At 71.0% G+C, this 17,419-nt stretch carries 15 protein-coding genes; 7 read left to right on the top strand and 8 right to left on the bottom strand.

What is annotated here, in order from left to right; genetic code table 11:
• Positions 1-38: 38 nt before the first annotated feature.
• On the top strand, positions 39-800 hold the full coding sequence (locus tag OHT77_RS02165) for an IclR family transcriptional regulator (RefSeq protein ID WP_328826195.1): 762 nt from the start codon (positions 39-41) through the stop codon (positions 798-800).
• Positions 797-1,753, top strand: coding sequence for an ornithine cyclodeaminase family protein (locus tag OHT77_RS02160; RefSeq protein WP_328826194.1), 957 nt, complete (start codon positions 797-799; stop codon positions 1,751-1,753). The genes OHT77_RS02165 and OHT77_RS02160 overlap by 4 nt, the downstream gene beginning before the upstream one ends.
• 205 nt (positions 1,754-1,958) lie before the next feature.
• On the opposite strand, the gene OHT77_RS02155 is transcribed toward OHT77_RS02160, so the two are convergent.
• Positions 1,959-3,071, bottom strand: coding sequence for an aminotransferase class V-fold PLP-dependent enzyme (locus OHT77_RS02155; protein ID WP_328826192.1), 1,113 nt, complete (start codon positions 3,069-3,071; stop codon positions 1,959-1,961).
• A 518-nt stretch (positions 3,072-3,589) separates the two neighbouring features.
• The gene (locus tag OHT77_RS02150; protein ID WP_328826191.1) at positions 3,590-5,302 is read right to left on the bottom strand and encodes an MFS transporter; all 1,713 of its coding nucleotides are present in this window, start codon (positions 5,300-5,302) and stop codon (positions 3,590-3,592) included.
• A gap of 273 nt (positions 5,303-5,575) precedes the next feature.
• On the opposite strand from OHT77_RS02150, the gene OHT77_RS02145 reads away from it, so the two are divergent.
• Positions 5,576-6,349, top strand: a complete 774-nt coding sequence (locus tag OHT77_RS02145; RefSeq protein ID WP_328826190.1) for a TetR/AcrR family transcriptional regulator — start codon at positions 5,576-5,578, stop codon at positions 6,347-6,349.
• 107 nt (positions 6,350-6,456) lie between these two features.
• On the opposite strand, the gene OHT77_RS02140 is transcribed toward OHT77_RS02145, so the two are convergent.
• Entirely contained in the window at positions 6,457-7,620 is a 1,164-nt protein-coding gene (locus OHT77_RS02140; protein ID WP_328826189.1) for a glycoside hydrolase family 75 protein, read from the bottom strand.
• Between the two features lie 744 nt (positions 7,621-8,364).
• Here OHT77_RS02140 and OHT77_RS02135 point away from each other — a divergent pair.
• Positions 8,365-9,663 carry a CBM35 domain-containing protein gene (locus OHT77_RS02135; protein WP_328826188.1) on the top strand — a complete coding sequence of 433 codons (1,299 nt, stop codon included), beginning with the start codon at positions 8,365-8,367 and terminating at the stop codon, positions 9,661-9,663.
• Positions 9,664-9,697: 34 nt separating this feature from the next.
• Here the strand turns inward: OHT77_RS02135 and OHT77_RS02130 are convergent, their stop codons facing one another.
• The 4 genes from OHT77_RS02130 to OHT77_RS02115 all read right to left on the bottom strand — a co-directional run bounded on the left by OHT77_RS02130 (position 9,698) and on the right by OHT77_RS02115 (position 13,538).
• A complete protein-coding gene (locus OHT77_RS02130; protein ID WP_328826186.1) occupies positions 9,698-10,555 on the bottom strand; it encodes a dioxygenase family protein in 858 nt (285 codons plus the stop codon).
• A 55-nt stretch (positions 10,556-10,610) separates the two neighbouring features.
• Positions 10,611-11,453: a citryl-CoA lyase gene (locus tag OHT77_RS02125; protein ID WP_328826185.1), complete on the bottom strand. Its 843-nt coding sequence runs from the start codon at positions 11,451-11,453 to the stop codon at positions 10,611-10,613.
• The gene (locus OHT77_RS02120; RefSeq protein ID WP_328826184.1) at positions 11,446-12,636 is read right to left on the bottom strand and encodes a CaiB/BaiF CoA transferase family protein; all 1,191 of its coding nucleotides are present in this window, start codon (positions 12,634-12,636) and stop codon (positions 11,446-11,448) included. Before OHT77_RS02120 ends, OHT77_RS02125 begins: the two co-directional genes overlap by 8 nt.
• Positions 12,637-12,716: 80 nt before the next feature.
• Complete coding sequence (locus OHT77_RS02115; RefSeq protein WP_328826183.1) at positions 12,717-13,538, bottom strand: IclR family transcriptional regulator domain-containing protein; 822 nt, start codon at positions 13,536-13,538, stop codon at positions 12,717-12,719.
• Between the two features lie 272 nt (positions 13,539-13,810).
• On the opposite strand from OHT77_RS02115, the gene OHT77_RS02110 reads away from it, so the two are divergent.
• From OHT77_RS02110 to OHT77_RS02100, 3 genes are all read left to right on the top strand, one after another.
• Positions 13,811-15,259, top strand: a complete 1,449-nt coding sequence (locus tag OHT77_RS02110; RefSeq protein ID WP_328826182.1) for an amidohydrolase family protein — start codon at positions 13,811-13,813, stop codon at positions 15,257-15,259.
• A gap of 236 nt (positions 15,260-15,495) precedes the next feature.
• The gene (locus tag OHT77_RS02105) at positions 15,496-15,984 is read left to right on the top strand and encodes a helix-turn-helix domain-containing protein (protein WP_328826181.1); all 489 of its coding nucleotides are present in this window, start codon (positions 15,496-15,498) and stop codon (positions 15,982-15,984) included.
• A 160-nt stretch (positions 15,985-16,144) separates the two neighbouring features.
• A complete protein-coding gene (locus tag OHT77_RS02100) occupies positions 16,145-16,294 on the top strand; it encodes a hypothetical protein (protein WP_328826179.1) in 150 nt (49 codons plus the stop codon).
• A 117-nt stretch (positions 16,295-16,411) separates the two neighbouring features.
• On the opposite strand, the gene OHT77_RS02095 is transcribed toward OHT77_RS02100, so the two are convergent.
• Positions 16,412-17,353 (bottom strand): PepSY domain-containing protein, encoded by a 942-nt coding sequence (locus OHT77_RS02095; protein WP_328826178.1) that lies wholly within the window; start codon positions 17,351-17,353, stop codon positions 16,412-16,414.
• Positions 17,354-17,419 lie beyond the last annotated feature (66 nt).

The following is a 17,419-nucleotide window of genomic DNA, read 5'->3' as shown; positions in this document are numbered from 1 at the left end:
ACCCGAACCGGACAGGACGAGAGGGAAGAACCGCTGCCATGCCCGTCGCCCCCCTTACCCCGGCGCCGCCCAGGTCCGCCGTGGACAAGGCCCTCGACCTGGTCGAGGCCGTCTCGCGCGCACCGCACCCGGTGCGGCTGACCGATCTCGCCGCCGAGGTGGGCCTGCACCGCGCCACCGCCTACCGGATCCTGCTGGACCTGGTCCGGCGGGGCTGGGTGCTGCGGGCCGGTGACCGCTATCTGCCCGGTGCCGCCGTGCTCCGGATGTCGGCCTCGGCGGCGGGCAACTCGCTGACCGCGCTGGCCCGTCCGGTGCTGGAGCGGCTGGCCGCCGCGACCTCGATGATGGTCAACCTCCAGGTGCTGGAGGAGGGTGGCGCCCGGGTGATCGACGTGGTCAGGCCCGAACGGCTGGCCATGATCAGCCACTTGAGGGGCGAACTGCTGCCGGTACGACGGTTCGCCGGGCCCCTCGCCCTGGTCGCCGCCCTCGAACCGGACGCGAGGACAAGGTGGTTGGCCGGACTCGGCGACGAAGCCGCCGACGTGGCATGGGAGTTGGCCGAGGTGGAACGGACCGGCATCGCCGTGGAGCGCGGTCGTAACGACAAACTGGTGGCCTCCGTCAGCCGGGCGGTGGTGCCCGACCCAGGCGCCCCGGTGTGCGCACTGACGGTCGTGGGACCGGACGCCGAGTTCGACGGGCCGGAACTGGCCGCCGTGGAGCGGGAGTTGCGCGCGGCGACGGACGAGCTGGGGACGGCCCTGACCGCCGGAAGCGCGGAGACCGACAGGTGAGCGGCCTGCTGGTGCTCGACCGTCGGCTGACGGCAGCCGCCCTGCGACCCGACGCCGTCCTCGACGCGGTGGGCCGGGCGCTGGTCTCCGTCGCCCGCGACGAGGTCTCCGTACCGCCACGGATCGCCGCCCTGACCCCGACCGGCCTGCTCGGCGCGATGCCGGGCTACGTTCCCGGGCTCGGGCTGGCCGCGAAGCTGGTGACCGTGACCGCCGATCCGCGGCACCCCGGACGCGGTTTCCACCGGGGGCTGGTGGCCCTGTTCGACGAACACGACGGGCGGGCGCTGGCGCTCGTGGACGGCGAGTCCCTGACCGAGGTCCGCACGGCGGCGGTCGCCACCCGCAGCGCGCTGGCCCTGGCTGTCCACCCTGGTCTCGGCCGGGTGGCCGTGGTGGGGACGGGCGCCCAGGCCCGCGCCCAGCTGACGCTGCTCGCGACGGTGTGTCCGGAGGCCGAGGTGACGGTGGCCGGCCGCGATCCGGCACGGGCCGCTGCGGCGGCCGCGTTGTATCCCGGCGCTAGGGTCGCCGCCGATGTCGAGGGGGCGGTGCGCGGGGCCGACGTGGTGTTCTGCTGCACCGGCGCCACCACGCCCGTCGTCCGGCGCGAGTGGCTCGGTCCCGGCGTCCATGTCTCCTCGGTCGGCGGTTCCCGGGGGCCCGAACTGGATCCCGAGACCGTCCGGGACGCGGTCCTCTTCGCCGAGTGGACCGGAGCGGCCACCGAGCCGCCACCGGCGGGCGCCCATGAACTCCAGGACCTCGCCCCCGGCCGGCCGGTGACCCTCCTCGGAACCGTCCTCGACGGCGCCCACCCGGGCCGGGGCGGTGACACCGACGCCCTCACCGTCTTCAAGTCCACCGGCCACGCCGCCCTGGACGTCGCGGCGGTCCGGGTCGCCTACGACGTGGCGCTCGAACGGGGTTGGGGCGTACACGTGGACCTGTGAGGTCCGGGGGCCCGCTCGACCGGCACGCAGCGGGATCGTCACGTACCTGGACGGCTGCGAGAAGAACCGGAGCGATGCCCGCCGTTCCGACGCTTTCCCCTCCCGCAAGGGGGCACCATCCCCGGGCCTCGCGAGCGATCCGATCGGTACCCCTGATCAAGCAACTCGCGCGCGATTCGGCCGAGTTCACCGACGCTCGGCGGGGTCAACTCCCCAATGAGGCAAGTGCAGCCGCCACCCGTGCGCACGCCTCAGGGGGAGTCGAGGCGTGCGGGGAGAACCGGAGGGAGTCGGCGCGGACGGTCGGCGTGACCCCCTCGCCGTGCAACGCCTTCGCGACGACCGACGGATCGTGCCCCGGCATCGTGAAGGAGAGGACGCCCGCCCGCCGCGCCGGGTCGGCGGGGGAGAGGACCCGACCGCCGTGCTCCTCGACGACCTCGGTCAACTCGGCGACCCGCAGGGCGATCGCGGCCTCGATCGCCGCGACCGTGTACCGCTCGACGAGCCCGAGGGCGGCAGCGAACGCGGCGGCCGTCACCGGGCTGAGGTTGGTGATCGACCACCGCCGCGCGTCCCCGGCGGGTGCATGCTCGGTCCCGTCGAAGACACCGACGTCCTCGACACCCGTCCAGCCGGTGAGGACCGGCTCCAGGGACTCCAGGGCGCGGTCGGAGAGCGCCGCGAAACCGGTGGCCCATCCCGCGCGCAGCCACTTCTGGCCGCCCGCGACCACCACGTCGGCCGCGTCCCAGGCCATCCGCGCCACCCCGAACGCCTGGATGGCGTCCACGATCAGCAGCCGGTCCGGTCCGATCGCCTCGCGCAGTGCGGCGAGGTCGGCACGGAAGCCGGTGCGGAAGTCGACGGCGCTGACCGACACACCGACGACGTCGTCGGTCAGCGCGGCGCGGACGAGGTCGGGCGTGACGCCCGCACCGGGTGCGGGATCGAGCCAGCGCGGTGTGGCCCGGCCGAGTTCGGCGCTGCGCCGCCACGGATAGTGGTTGGCCGGGAAGTCGGTGCGCGGTGCGAGGACGACGCCCGCCCGGATTCCGAGAGCCGCGTGGAACAACCCGGTGGACGCGTTGGGGAGGAGCACTGTGTGGCGGCCGTCGGTACCGGCCAGGCGGGCGGCCGTATCGCGTGCCACGGCTTCCGTGTCCATCAGGCCGTCGACGGTGGTGTGGTCGGCACGCGCGGACTCCTCCATGGCCCGAGCCGTCGCGGCCACCACGTCCCGCGACGGCGGACCGAACCGCGCGAAGTCGAGATATTCCGCAGGCGTGTCGAAGTGGTCTGCGTACGACGCGAGCACGGGGCTCGTCCTTCCGGGAGGGGGCGGGCGTGCGCGGCGGGGTGTCGCGCGGTCGGCGAGCTGTGTCCTCTTCCAGCCGGCGCGTGCGTCCTCCCGCCTGCCCGCACGATACGCGGCGCCCGCGGACCGTGCCTGACCGGGGTGAACGGCTCCGCCCCGCACGGCGTTCCCGGTGGCCGGGCATCTCGGGGGCGGGCGGCCGTAGTGACGAATTGGTTCCCGGCGAGTTGCCGCTGGGGCCAGTGGAAGAGGCTGCCCGGCGGGCTGGAGCCGGTGAATGGTCCGTCGGCGTCTCGCGTGGCTACCCGCGCCCGTCAGGTATGCGGACGGCTGCGACAGCCGACCTCGGGCCACGCCGTACGCCCGTGAACGCATGCCCATTGCCACAGCACCCCGACCTCGGACCCGGGCCGTGCCCCTCAGGCCCGCTCGCTTGCCGTGTCGGCACGGGATGCGGGGCGGTCGTAGCCCCCAAAAGGGTCTACGACCGCCCCGTGCGCGCTGGTTGCAGCCCGGACTCAGTGTCCGGCGGCTCCCTCGGGGCGGGCTTGGCGCGGCAGGAGGAAGGAGAGCAGGAAGGTCAGTGCGAGCATGCCGTCGACGATCCACAGCAGCGTCTGCATGACGGAACCGAAACCGCTGCGGAAGGCCGACGAGGCGGTGGCCTCCAGCGCGGCCGGTATCCGGGCACCTGCCTCGGACGAGGTCACCGCGGACCGGGTGTCCTTCTCCAGGAGCGCGCAGGACGCCGGGGTCGCGGCGGGGTCCTTGGCGGTGGCACGGTCCGAGGCGCACCGGCGCAGGTCGGCGACGACGCGGTCCTGCGTCGCCGGAGCGACGTGAGCCGCGGTCAGCCGGCCGCGCAGATCGTCCGAGCGGTGGTCGACCGCTCCGGCGATCCCGCCGCCCAGCAGACCGAAGAACACGGTGCCGAGGATGGCCACGCCGAAGGCGCCGCCGAGCTGCTGCATCGCGGTCATCGTGCCGGACGCCGAACCGGTCTCGTGCTGTTCGACGCTGGCGAGGACGATGTCGAAGAAGGGCGCCATGAGCAGGCCCATGCCGATGCCGGTGACGAGCAGCGACGGCAGGAGCTGCCAGGGGCCGACGCCGGACCCCGCCTGGTCGAGGGTCAGCCAGACACCGAACACTCCGAGCGCCATGACCACCGTGCCGGCCTGGAGCACGGCGCGCCCGAAGCGGACGACCCCCTGCGCGATCCCGAAGCCGACGATCATGCCGCCGGACCAGGGCACCATCACCAGGCCCGCCTTGAGCGGCGAGTAGCCGAGGCCGATCTGGGTGTAGAGGTTGAAGACCAGCATGAAGCCCTGCATGGTCGAGAAGAAGACCAGGCCGAGGACCATGCCACCGCTGAAGCCGCGCTTGCGGAAGAGGCTCGGGACGACGAGCGGGTCCTGGCCGTTGCTGCTGCGGTACGACTCGTAGCGGGCGAACACGGCGAAGACGGCGATCGACGCGGCCATCATCACGAACGCCCACACGGGCCAGTCGTACTCACGCCCCTGGACCAGCGGGAAGATCAGCAGCAGCGCGGCCAGCGAGACCAGGAGCATGCCCGGGATGTCGAGGCGCGGCTTGGCCTCGGAGCGCCCCCGCGGCAGGTAGCGCAGGGCGCCGAGGATCGCCGCGGCCCCGAGCGGCAGGTTGATCAGGAAGATCATGCGCCAGCCGGTGCCGAAGTAGTCCGCGTCCACGAGCCAGCCGGCCAGGATCGGCCCGCACACCGCGGACAGGCCCATGACCGGACCGAACATGCCGAACGCCTTCTGCGACTCCTTGGGCGGGAACATCTCCTTGATCATGCCGAGGCCCTGCGGCAGCATCACCGCGCCGAACAGGCCCTGCACGATTCGCGCGCCGATCAGCATCTGGGGCGACACGGATATCGCGCAGAGCAGGGAACCCAGCGTGAATCCGGCGGCTCCCACCAGGAACATCCGGCGGCGGCCGTGGATGTCGCCGAGCCGTCCGCCGGTGACGAGCCCGACCGCCATCGACAGGGTGTAGGCGGCGGCCAGCCACTGCAGCGTGGAGGCGCCGCCGCCGAGGTCGGCCCGCATGGAGGGGCCGGCGATGTTCGTGACGACGGCGTCGAGGAGGTCCATCACCTCGGCGGCCAGGATCACGAAGAGCGCGGCCCAGCGCCACCGGTACGGCGCTGGCGAGTCGATGGGCGTCTCGGTGGACGCGACACCGGTGGTGGACATCGGGACTCCTCGGCAAGGGGCCGCGCGCGGTGAGGATCTGCGGGCGCGGTGGGACGGATGAAGGCGACTGCCCGGCTCCCTGGCGGGGGCGGGCAGAGACGACCGCACGCCGGAGAACACTGTTCACCGTAGCAGAACAGTGCTCACCGAAAGAACGGCGTTCATCAAGATATAGCGCAACCTGGAGACAGAGACAAGATATATCGCGTCTTGGATGGGTGAACGCTGCTCACCCGGAGAGAACACCGCTCTCCCGGCGCCTAGACTGTCCCCATGACTGACGCGGACGCCGACACCCCCGCACCGCCTCCACCCTCTCCCTGGGAGCGCGACCGCCCGGCACCTGCACGTGTCACCCCGGCCCGGACTCCGCTGTCACGCGAGCGGGTCGTCGACGCCGCGTTCACCGTGCTCGACCGTCAGGGACTCGACGGCCTGTCGATGCGTCAGGTCGCGGCCGAACTCGGGGTCACCGTCTCCGCCCTGTACGCGCACGTCAGCTCCAAGGACGACGTCCTGGAACTCATGTACACCCGCCTCTTCGACGGCTTCGAGCCGCCCGCGGTCGACCCGGAGCGCTGGCAGGAGGAGGTGCGCGCGTACGCCCTCGAGGGGCGGCGGCGCCTTCTGGCGCACCGGGACATGGCCAGGATCTCCATGGCCCACGTCCCCTTCACCGCCGAACTCCTGCCACATGTCGAGGCGTTGCTCGGGGTGTTCCGGACGGCCGGACTGCCCGACCGCATCGCGGCGGAGGCCAGCGACCTCATCTCGACGTACATCGACGGGTTCGTCCTGGAGGAGGGCATGTGGCGGGACCGGGCCGCCGAGCAGAACGTCGACACCTCCTCGCCCGCCCGCCCCGACTGGCGTGAGATGGCCGACGAGATGCAGAACTACTTCGCGTCCCTTCCCGCCGAGGACTTCCCCCATCTGCGCGCCCTGGCCGGCGTCATGGTGACGGACTCCTCCGACAAGCGGTTCGACATCGGCCTGGAGATCATCCTGCGCGGCCTCGCGAGCTATCTGCCCTCGGACCCGGCCTGACCCGAACCGGCCGCGCATCCGGGTCAGTTCACGATCGGTTCCGTGGGGTGGTCTGTCGCGACCGGTGGCCGACTGGTCACCGGTCACGACAGAGAGCGGGTCGGTGGTCAGACGGTGATGCGGTCGAGGTTGGGTGCTCCGGCGGTGGGGTTGGAGAACTGGATGGTGTTGGTGCCGGCTTTGAGTTGGACGGTGACGTTCTTGGTGACCACGGTGTTGTAGTCGGGTGTCTCGGGGAAGCTGACGGTCTGCTTGACGCCGTTGACGGTGACGACGGCGGTGCGGGCCTGGCCGACGCTCATGAAGGAGACGGTCATGGTGTAGCTGCCGGCGGCGGGTTCGGAGATGTTGTTGAAGGTGGCGGTGCCGCCGTTGCCGAGGTAGCTGAGTTTCTGTCCGCCCGAGCAGTGGGCGCAGTTGGTGACGGTGGTGCCGCCGGCCAGGGTCGCCGCTTCGGCCTCGTAGGACACGTTCCCGCCCGGCGGAGGCGACGAGGGCGGCGGACTCGACGGAGGAGTCCCACCGTTCATGCTCGCCCCGAGGCTGTCCAGGGCCGTCTGGACCAGGGCCTGGGTGTTGGTGTTGAGGTTGGAGTTGGTGCCGTTGACGACCCACTTCGAGCCGGAGAACATCACCACGGTCACGCCGTTGTCGACGCCGCCGGTGGTTCCGCTGCTGGGTATGCCGAGCAGTTGGGCCGCCTTCACGGACGCCTCACCCAGTTCGCGGGAGTCGTTGTCCGAGGTGGTCTGGCTGTTCGCGGTCTGGGTGTCGCCGAAGATCGAGCCGATGACCTTGCCGTTGTAGAACATGAGCGCGAACTGCCTGCCCGACATGCCGTGCTCTTTGTAGAAGAAGTGCGGGCACGGGGACTTCTCGTCCCAGCAGTCGTCGCCCAGCACGTAGAACGGCACGTGATGTGCGCCCAGGGCCTGGCCGTTGCTGTCTTCCCAGGTCGTCTCGCCCTGGTGGTCGGGGTCGGGATCGGAGTCGCTGCCGTCGGTGTCGATGGCCATGCCGGAGGTGTAGGAGTACACGCCCGGGGCGACCTGGTACACGTTCACGTTCTGAGCCCGCGTCATGGTGTTGATGTGGGGCTTGGAGTTGACCTGGTTCGCGGCCGTCGAGTTCTGCTGGACGCCCGCCAGGACCTGAGCGGCGGTGTACGAGGTGGCGGCCGGGGCCGCCCCGGCTGCTGTGGGGGTCGTCGCTGCGTCGGCGTGGCCGACGGCGAACGGTGCGGCGAGCGCGATGGCTGAGGCGGCTGCCACAGCGAGGCGCGTACGGATCGATGACATGGCGGTGTAGGGCCTCCATCGTTCGTTAGTAATGTTTCCTAACAGACGGAAGCAGTCGTGACCGCAGTCACACAATCGTCTCGTTAAGTAGCTTTACTAAGTCCATACCTGCAACGAGGCGCCCGGCTCGGCGTCCTGACGGCATGTCAATCTTTAAGTGTGCAGGTCAAGCGCGGTTCGCGGTCCCGGCGACGGTAGTCATCGGGGCGGGGGTCGGGAGAGGGTGCCGCCCCGGTCCCGATCCCGGCGTCGGTGGTCGGTCAAGTGGCTCTCGGAGAAGGCTGGTTGGTCGCCTCGGTGCATCCCCGGCGGAACGGCTCCCCAGGGAACGACTCTGTTAGGAAACTTTCCATTCCATTGTCTTGACGGGTCTCGTCACGGAGGGATTGACTGCGGGCGCTGCCGACGCGACGTCACCACATCCCCCACCCCACCGCTTGCGCACGCATCACCTCGACACGCCTCGCGGCACTGGAACTGCGCTCGGAAGCACCGCAGTTGCTGTCGAGCGTCGCATCCCGCCGCTCCTCTGCGCAGGCGTCCCGCTTCGCGCCACTCTCCCAGATCACCTGCATGTTACAGCTCCGGTCAGCCGCCGGGACCAGGAGCCGGCTTCTCGGACATGCCCTGTCTAGATCCAACTGGAGGACACACGTGACATGGTCACGACTTACCAAGGGGCTTGTTGCTTCCGCTCTTCCGATAGCGGTGGCGGCGGTGGGCATCAACGCGACCGCCAGCGCCAGCCCGCAGGCGGCGAACGCGTTCCCGGCCCACTACGCCGCGCCCTACCTCGAGCTCTCCAGCGGCACCGCCGGTGACATGGCAGCCGACATGAGAGCCACCGGGCTCAAGAACTACACCCTGGCCTTCCTCATCCCCAAGTCCGGCTGCACTCCGCAGTGGGAGGCAGGCAACAGCGCCCTGGGCGCCTTCACCTCGCAGGTCGACGCCCTCAAGGCGGCCGGCGGCGACGTCATCATCTCCTTCGGCGGAGCGGAAGGCGGAGAACTGGCGCAGACCTGCACGTCCGTCTCGGCACTCACCGCCGCCTACGCCAGCGTGGTCAACACGTACGGCATCACCCGGCTCGACTTCGACATCGAAGGCGACACCCTGGGCGACACCGCGGCCACCACCCGGCGCAACCAGGCTCTCGCCGCCCTCCAGGCCCAGAACCCCGGCGTCGAGGTCGACTACACCCTCGCCGTCGACCCGTCCGGCCTGGAATCCGACACGCTCAACCTGCTCAAGGACGCCAAGAGCAAAGGCGTCAAGGTCAACCTGGTCAACATCATGACCATGGACTTCGGCGACGGCGAGAACGCCCTCAACGACTCGCTGTCCGCGGCCAAGGCCACCGCCGCACAACTGGCCACCCTCTACGGCATCTCGACCGCCCAGGCCTACGGCCGCATGGGCCTGACCCCGATCGCCGGCCAGAACGACGACGACGAGAACTTCACCCAGGCCAACGCCACCACCCTGGAGTCCTTCGCCGCCACCAACGGCGTCCAGGAGCTGTCCTTCTGGGAGGTCGACGGCTACGACAAGGGAACCGGCTACGCCTACTCCCGGATCTTCGACAAGATCACCGGTGGTGGGACTCCTCCGTCGAGTCCGCCGCCCTCGTCGCCTCCGCCGGGCGGGAACGTGTCCTACGAGGCCGAGGCGGCGACCCTGGCCGGCGGCACCACCGTCACCAGCTGCGCGCACTGCTCGGGCGGGCAGAAACTCAGCTACCTCGGCAACGGCGGCACCGCCACCTTCAACAACATCTCCGAACCCGCCGCCGGCAGCTACACCATGGCCGTCTCCTTCATGAGCGTCGGCCAGGCCCGCACCGCCGTCGTCACCGTCAACGGCGTCAAGCAGACCGTCAGCTTCCCCGAGACACCCGACTACAACACCGTGGTCACCAAGAACGTCACCGTCCAACTCAAAGCCGGCACCAACACCATCCAGTTCTCCAACCCCACCGCCGGAGCACCCAACCTCGACCGCATCACCGTCTGACGACGATCCGGGCCCCGCGTGATCCGCTCGGCGGTCAGCGGGGCTGCAGGACGAAGTCGAACTCGGCGTGCAGGTACGGCACTTCGAGCGTGTTGCCGTCGGGCGTGGGGCCGGCCGGACGTTCGGTGAACGGGATGATCAGTGCGTCCTTGGTGCCGAAGACGACGTCGGAGTCGAGGTAGTCGCTGCCCGCCTGGAACAGATGGGTGATCAGTTTCCGGTAGTCCGGCTCGTCGATCAGGAAGTGGACGTGGGCCGGGCGGAAGTGGCTGATGTCCGTCCTGCGCATCAGATCGCCGACGGGGCCGTCCATGGGAATGGCGTATCCACGCGGCGCGATGGTGCGGATGCAGTAGGTGCCGTCCTCGCGGGTGCGGTACTTGGCCCGCAGGCGTGCCTCGTCGATCTCGGGGAGCTGGGACTCGTAGGCGCCTTCCGCGTCGGCCTGCCAGACATCCAGGACGGCGCCGGCGAGGGGCTTGCCCTCGGTGTCGGTCACCCGGCCGGTGAAGAACAGCGGTGTGCCCGGGACGCCGTCCGACATGTCGAAGCCGTGGGGCGCGGTCGGTGAGCCGTCGATGTGGAACGGCCCGAGCACGGTGGCCGGGGTCGCCTGCGGTGTGAACGTGTTGTTCAACTGGACGACCAGCGTGCTCAGCCCGAGCACGTCGGAGGTCAGGATCAGTTCCTGCCGCTTGTCGTCGCTGATCCCGCCGGCCGCGGTCAGCCACTCGATCGCCGCCATCCACTCGTCCTCGGTCAGCCGCACCTCACGCGAGAAATCGTGCAGATGACGGACCAGCGCGGTCATCAGCTCGCCCAGCCGCGGGGAGTGAGCGGTGGCCCACCGCTCGACGGCCAGCTCGGTGATGTTGTCCTCGTCGACGAACACGGTCGTGGCTCCTTGGTCTGCGGTGCGGGTGGACGGTGGCGGGGCGGGCGCGGGGTCAGTCCTCGCGTCGGTCCTTGGTGAGCGGGTCCGGCCTGTAGGGCTCGGGCTGGACCGGGGTGTTGTTGAGGTCGACGGACAGGAAGACGTCCTGTGCGACGGGGTGGCGCAGTTCCTCGGCGAGCTGGCCGATCAGTCCGGCGGTACGGGCCAACAGGGCGAAGCCGCGCAGCAGTTGGAGGGGGAGGCCGAGATCCGCGAGAGCGGCGCCGCACACCCCCGCTCCGTTCAGCGGAAGCGTCCGGTGCAGCACCTTCGGGTGCACCCGGCCGATGGCGGCGAACAGCCGCAGGTGCGGGCCGTAGACGTCCTCCTCCTGGGCGATCCGCATCAGCCTCGGCGTACGGGGGTCGCCCTCCTTGTGCACGTGGTGTCCCAGTCCGGGGACGAACTCCCCTGCCGTGCGCCGCAGTTCGACCGTGCGCAGGGCGACCGCGTCCCAGCCGGCGTCGTCGGTGGGCAGGTCTCCGTCGAGGGACTCCAGTACGTCGTGGAGGAAGCGGCCGGTGTCCTCGGTGACGCCGAGGAAGCGGGAGCCGCCGCCGAGCAGTCCGGCGGCGAGTGCGCCCTGGACCGAGTCGGGAGCGGAGAGGTAGGTGAGGCGGGTGACGATGGCCGTGGGGGTGAAGCCGTGGTCGGCCAGGGCCGCGAGCACGGCCTCGAAGACGCGGGTCTCGCCGGGGGTGGGCCGCCGTTGGGTGGCGAGCCAGAAGGCGAGTTCACCGAAGCCGACCGAGCCCATGATGTCCTCGGCCAGGTCGTGCCCGAGCAGGGTGATGGTCCGCAGGTCGGAGGCGCCGAGGGCCGTCGGGTAGGCGGGGCGCGGTGTCGGCTCAGCCATGGTCGGCCTCCTCGGGTCCGGACAGCCAGGTGCGCAACTCCACGCCGTGCTCGTCGAGTTGGGGTGGCGGCAGCCGGTAGGAGGCGGGTGTGGCGGAGAACCGGATCGGGTGCCGGGTGGTGGGCACCGCGCGGTCTCCCTCTCCTACGGTGACGACCGGGTCGAGTCCGAACCGGTCGGCCATCGCGAAGCCGCCGTCGATCGTGTTGATCGGCCCGCTCGGTACCCCGGCCTCCACCAGCGCCTCGAACCACTCGGTGGCCCCACGTGTCTTCAGCCGCTCGGCCAGCAGCGGCCGCAGGAGGTCCCGGTGGGCGGTGCGGTCGGCGTTGCGCGCGAACCGCGGGTCGTCGGCCACCTCCGGGATGCCGAGGACCTCGCACAGCTTGCGGAACTGGCCGTCGTTGGCGGCCGTCACGATGAGGTCGTTGTCGGCGGTGGGCAGCGGCTCGTAGGGGAAGACGCTGGGGTGGGCGTTGCCCATCCGGTAGGGCACCGTGTCGCCGGCGACGTAGGCCGAGCTGTGGTTGACCAGTCCGGTCAGGGCCGAGGACAGCAAGTTCACCTCGACGAGCTGGCCCGTCCCTGTGGCGTCGCGGTGGCGCAGTGCGGCGAGGATGCCGATCGTGGCGTGGTTGCCGGCCATCACGTCGAATACGGATATCCCGGCCCGGTAGGGCGGCCCGTCCGGGTCTCCCGTCAGGCTCATGAGGCCCGAGATGGCCTGCACCATGAGGTCGTAGCCGGGGACGTGCCGGCCGGGTCCGGTGCCGAAGCCGGTGATCGACGTGTAGATCAGCCCGGGGTTGTCCTGCCGGACCGAGTCGTAGTCCAGTCCGTACTTCGCCATGCCGCCGGGCTTGAGGTTCTCGATCAGGACGTCCGCCCGGCGGGCGAGGCTCCGGGCGACCTCGGCGTCGTCCGCGTCCCGCAGGTCGAGCGCGATCGAACGCTTCCCCCGGTTGACTCCGAGGTAGTAGGTCGAGACCTCGTCACGTGTCGGGGGCATCCAGGCGCGGGTGTCGTCGCCGGCCGGTCCCTCGACCTTCACGACGTCGGCCCCCAGGTCGGCGAGCAGCATCGTGGCGTACGGCCCGGCAAGGATCCGTGAGAAGTCCGCGACCAGCACGCCGGAGAGCGGGCCCGCCGTGCCCGGCGGTGTGGGCTTGGCGTTCTGCGACATGAACCGCGCCTTCCTGTCCGTACACCGGACAGTCGTCCGGACAGCGATTCTCTGTCCGGGACGGCGGAGGCGTCAAGACGTCACGGTCGCGCCGGACGGCCGGACGGCCGGACGGCATGGGGCGCGGACTCCAGCCGGGCGAAGTCCACGCTGATCTCGCCGGCGGCCTGGAGGAGCAGCGGCAGATAGTCGTTGAGCAGCACCTCCACCGAGGTCTCGGCGGCGTGCGCGTTCACGTTGACGCTCGCGACGACGCGGCCGGAGCCGTCGCGCAGCGGAGCGGCCACCGAGCGGATGCCCCGGGCCAGTTGCTCGTCGGTCATCGCCCAGCCCCGCGCGCGCACCTCCCGCAGCTCCGCCTCCCATTCGGCCCGGCCGGGGTGCCACACCGACTCCAGGCCCGAGCGGCTGGGCTCGGCGACGACCCGGGCCGCCTCGTCGGGCGGCAGCGCGGCCAGCAGGACCTTGCCCAGGGATGTGGGCAGCGCCGGGAAGCGGGTGCCGATCTGCACGGCGAGGGTCACGATCTTGGGCACTGAGACCCGGGAGACGTAGACGATGTCCGAACCGTCGAGCTGGGCGATCGAGCAGGACTCGTTCGTGCGCTCCACCAGCCACTCCAGGTGCGGGCGGGCCACGTCCCACAGCCCCGTCGAGCGGACGTAGGCGACGCCGAGGTCCAGCACGCGCGGGGTCAGCACGAAACCGCCGGACTGCTGGCGTACGTAACCCAGTTCGGTCAGCGTGAGCAGGATCCGGCGCGCGGTCGGCCTGGCGAGCCCTGTCGCGGTCGCCACGTCGGACAGCGACATCACCGGCTGCCGGGGCCGGAAGGCGGTGATGACCTCCAGGCCCCGGGCCAGCGCCTCGATGAAATCGGGTCCGGTTCCTTCGCGCGGCATGGTGGCTCCTCTGATCGCCGTCGGCTTCGCTCCCGGGTGTCCGCCGTACGGACACCTCGTCGAGGGCACTCTACGCAGCAGGGCGGGCCTACGTCGTCAGGGATCGCGCGCGACAACCCGAGCGGGACCGTACAGCGGACAGCGGTGGACATTCCCGGGCGGAATTCGGAATCCGCGGAGTATTGACACTGGACAGGACCCTGACGACGATCGGTCACCAATCAAGGGCCGCCATACGGACAATCGTCCGATGTCGAGTGGGAGATCCAGTGATGAGCCAGTCCACCCCATTCCAGGCGGGACGCCCCGTCGTCCTGCGCGGCGGCACCGTACTGCCCATGGACCGTGCGCGGCGGGTGCTGAGCGACACCGACGTGCTGGTGACGGGGGACCGGATCACCGCGGTCGGCCCGCGGCTCGCCGTGCCCGAGGGGACCGCGGAGATCGACGCGTCCGACGGCATCGTGATGCCCGGCATGATCGACACGCACCGGCACATGTGGCAGACGGCGATGCGCGGCTACGGCGCCGACTGGACCCTGACCCAGTACTTCGTCTGGTACTACCTCGAACACGGCAAGGCCTTCCGGCCCGAGGATGTGCACGCCGGGAACCTCTTGGCCGCCGTCGAAGCGCTGGACGCCGGGGTGACCACGGTCGTCGACTGGTCGCACGGACTGCAGACCGTCGACCACGCGGACGCGGCGGTCGACGCGCTGCGGGCCGTGCCCGGCCGGTTCGTCCTCGCCTACGGCAACATCCAGCAGGCCCCGGCGGAATGGACCGCGGCACCGCAGTTCCGGGACTTCGTGCGCCGCCGCATCACCGGCGACGACATGCTCGGCTTCCAGATCGCCTTCGACGTCACCGGCGATCCGGCCTTCCCCGAGAAGCCCGCCTTCGAGGTCGCGCGCGACCTGGGCGTGGCCGTCACCACCCACGCCGGAGTCTGGGGCGCCACCAACGACGACGGCATCCGGCTCATGCACGAGCACGGGTTCATGACCCCGGAGACGGTCTACGTCCACGCCTCCACCCTGTCCGCCGACTCCTACCAGCGCATCGCGGCCACGGGCGGCTCGGTCTCGGTGTCCACGGAGAGCGAGCAGAGTGCGGGCCAGGGCTATCCGACGACCTGGGCGGTCCGCTCCCACGGCATCCCCGTCTCCTTGTCGATGGACACGAGCGTGTGGTGGAGCGGGGACCTGTTCTCCGCGATGCGCACCACACTCGGCGCCGACCGTGCCCGTGAGCACCTGGAGGCCCATGCCGAGGGCGAGACCGTCACGCATGTCGCGCTGCGGGCCGAGCAGGTGGTGGAGTGGGCAACGCGCGGCGGTGCCAGGGCACTTGGCCGTGAACACGACCTGGGCAGTATCGAGGAGGGCAAGAAGGCCGACCTCGTCCTGCTGAAGAACGACCACTCGCCGGTCTCGTTCCCGGTCCTCAACCCGTACGGCCATGTCGCCTTCCAGGCCCAGCGGGGCGACGTGCACACCGTCATCGTCGACGGCCGGGTGGTCAAGCACGAGCACCGTCTGCTCGACACCGACCTGGCCGCGGTGCGGCGCACCGTCGAGCGGACCGTGGACCACCTGCGGTCGACGATGGGCGAGGACGCCTGGGCGAAGGGCATGAACCCGGACATCCCCGAGACCAAGATCCTCGACAACCCGTACACGTACACCGACTACCGCAGCACCTCGACACACGACCGCTGAGCCGCCCGCGCGGGACGTCCATGCCCTTTGGGGCAGGCCGAACGGGCATCCGGGCCGACCGGTCAGGCAGGTGTGAGGAACGGTCGGGCAGAAGTCCGTTCACATGGCGAGGCCCCCACGGTCCGACCGCGAAACTCTCTCTTCAAGATCACGCCCCGTCCGGGATGCCCGCCCGGGGGCTCGCCCCCGCACCCGTGGGCGCGGGCCGTGGCGTCAGCGACAAGAGAGGCCGACCAGTGAACCGACCGCCGTTCTCGCCCGACATCGCCAGGTCGGCCCGGCAGGACCTGGGTCTGTCGCCCCACCAGGTGACGGAACAGATGAACGTCTACGGAGTCGTCGTCGACATCCCACTGGTCCACGCCTGGGAGGCCGGTGAGTACCGCCCCACGGAGGAGGAGCTGTTCGCCCTCGCGGACGTCCTCTGGTGCCGGGCCAAGGACCTGATGGGGATCGAGTCTCCGCGCACCCTGACGGAACACCGGCTGGTACGGCAGTTCAGTACGGACAGGCTGGCCCGCTCGATCGGCATGGACACCGCGCAGTACGAGCGGGCCGAGGAGACCAACAGCTGGAGCGGTGACGGACAGCAGACGTCGGCCCTGCTGCGCGTGCTGGACCTCACCCTCCTCCAGCTGACCCAGGCCACCGGGCAGCCCGTCGCACCGCAGCCGGTGATCCCGAGACAGTCGAGGCCGACATGGAGCCGCGACAGATCACGCTGACTCGGGCCGCTGCACTGCGAGTTGGAGGGGCCGCCCCTGGTCCCGCGTCCGCCGATGCCGGTTCGACGCGAGCCCGAACGCGCGGCTCCGCGACCTCGCCGCACCGCTCAGGGTGACCCCCTTCGCCATGCCTTTCCGGCCTTGAGACCGTCGTACCGGCGTGAGTGAGGGCTTCGTCCTCAACGGCGGGCAGCACGACGCCTGTCCGGGCGCCGACACCGTGCCCCTGACCGAGGCGTTCAGGATCGCGAGCCACATCGTACGGACGGGGAACCGGCCGTCCGACGCGACCTGGGTGACAGACCGCTGACGGGTTCGCGGCCCGGACGGAACCACCCGGACCGCGACCCCTTCAGCGTCGGCCTGACCGTGCCCTCACCCGTCACTCGCGCCGTGCGAACACCCCTGGCCGCGCCCGCAGTTCGGGCTACGCGTCGTCCGATCCATGCCCCCCACCGTGACCTGATCCATCGTCAGATCCACGCCCGCGGCCGTGACCCGACCCGTCGTCCGTCCCCTCGTGCGACCGGTGGTGACCCGCCGTGGCGTCGTCGGTGCCCGCACCGGACCGGTCGTCGTCCGCGTCGTGGCGGGACGGGCTGTCCTCGCCCGCGTGCCGGTCGGGACGGTCCTCGGGGGTGGAGTGGCGGGTCCCGTTGTCGTCCGTGGTCCGGCCGGTGGCGTCGTCGTCGGTGCCGTGGCGGCCCCGGTCGTCCGTCCCGGCGGTGGAGTGGGCATACGGGCTCACGGCGGCGACCTTCCCGGAGCCGGCGGCGACCGTCACCTCGTGCGCGGTGCCGTCCGTGCCCGCGATCTCCACCTCCCAGGCGGCCGACCCGCCCAGGTCGTCGACCTCCACGGACGTGGCCGACCCGGGGACCCGGGCCAGTGCGGTGCGTACCGCCGCGGCCAGACCCGTGCGGGCCGAGCGTGCCAGGGCGGCATCGCCGTCGTCGGCGCCGTCGGGCCTGCTGCCGGTGACCGTGCCGTCGGCCGTGTTCACGGTGACCTCGTGCCGGGCGCCCCCGGTGGAGACGATCTCGACCTTCCAGACGGTCCGTCCGCGGTGCTCGTCGAGTTCGACGGCGGTGACCGTGCCCGGCAGTTCCGCCACCCCCGCGGTGGCGGCCCGCACGAGGTCGGTCGCCGTGCCCGTCACGGCACTTCGGTGTGAGGGGGACGGGGATTCGTCCGCGCCCTCGGGGTGGTGGGTGCCGGAGGCGGCCGGCGACGTGCCGTGGTGACCGCCGTCGTCGGCGACGGCCACCGCCGTGACGGCACCCGCGCCACCGAGCACCGCGGTCACCGCGAGCACGGCGACCACGGTGCGCCGACGGCCGGTCGGGGAGCCCTGGGAAGCGTTCATCATGCGTGGTCCTTTCCCTCGGTCACGGCCGGAACGTGCCCCGGAGGAGCACGCCCGGCCCGATGTCGA

This window comes from Streptomyces sp. NBC_00252 (assembly GCF_036187565.1).
In the GTDB taxonomy this organism is placed as follows: domain Bacteria; phylum Actinomycetota; class Actinomycetes; order Streptomycetales; family Streptomycetaceae; genus Streptomyces.
This window is presented reverse-complemented; position numbering and strand designations above follow the sequence as displayed.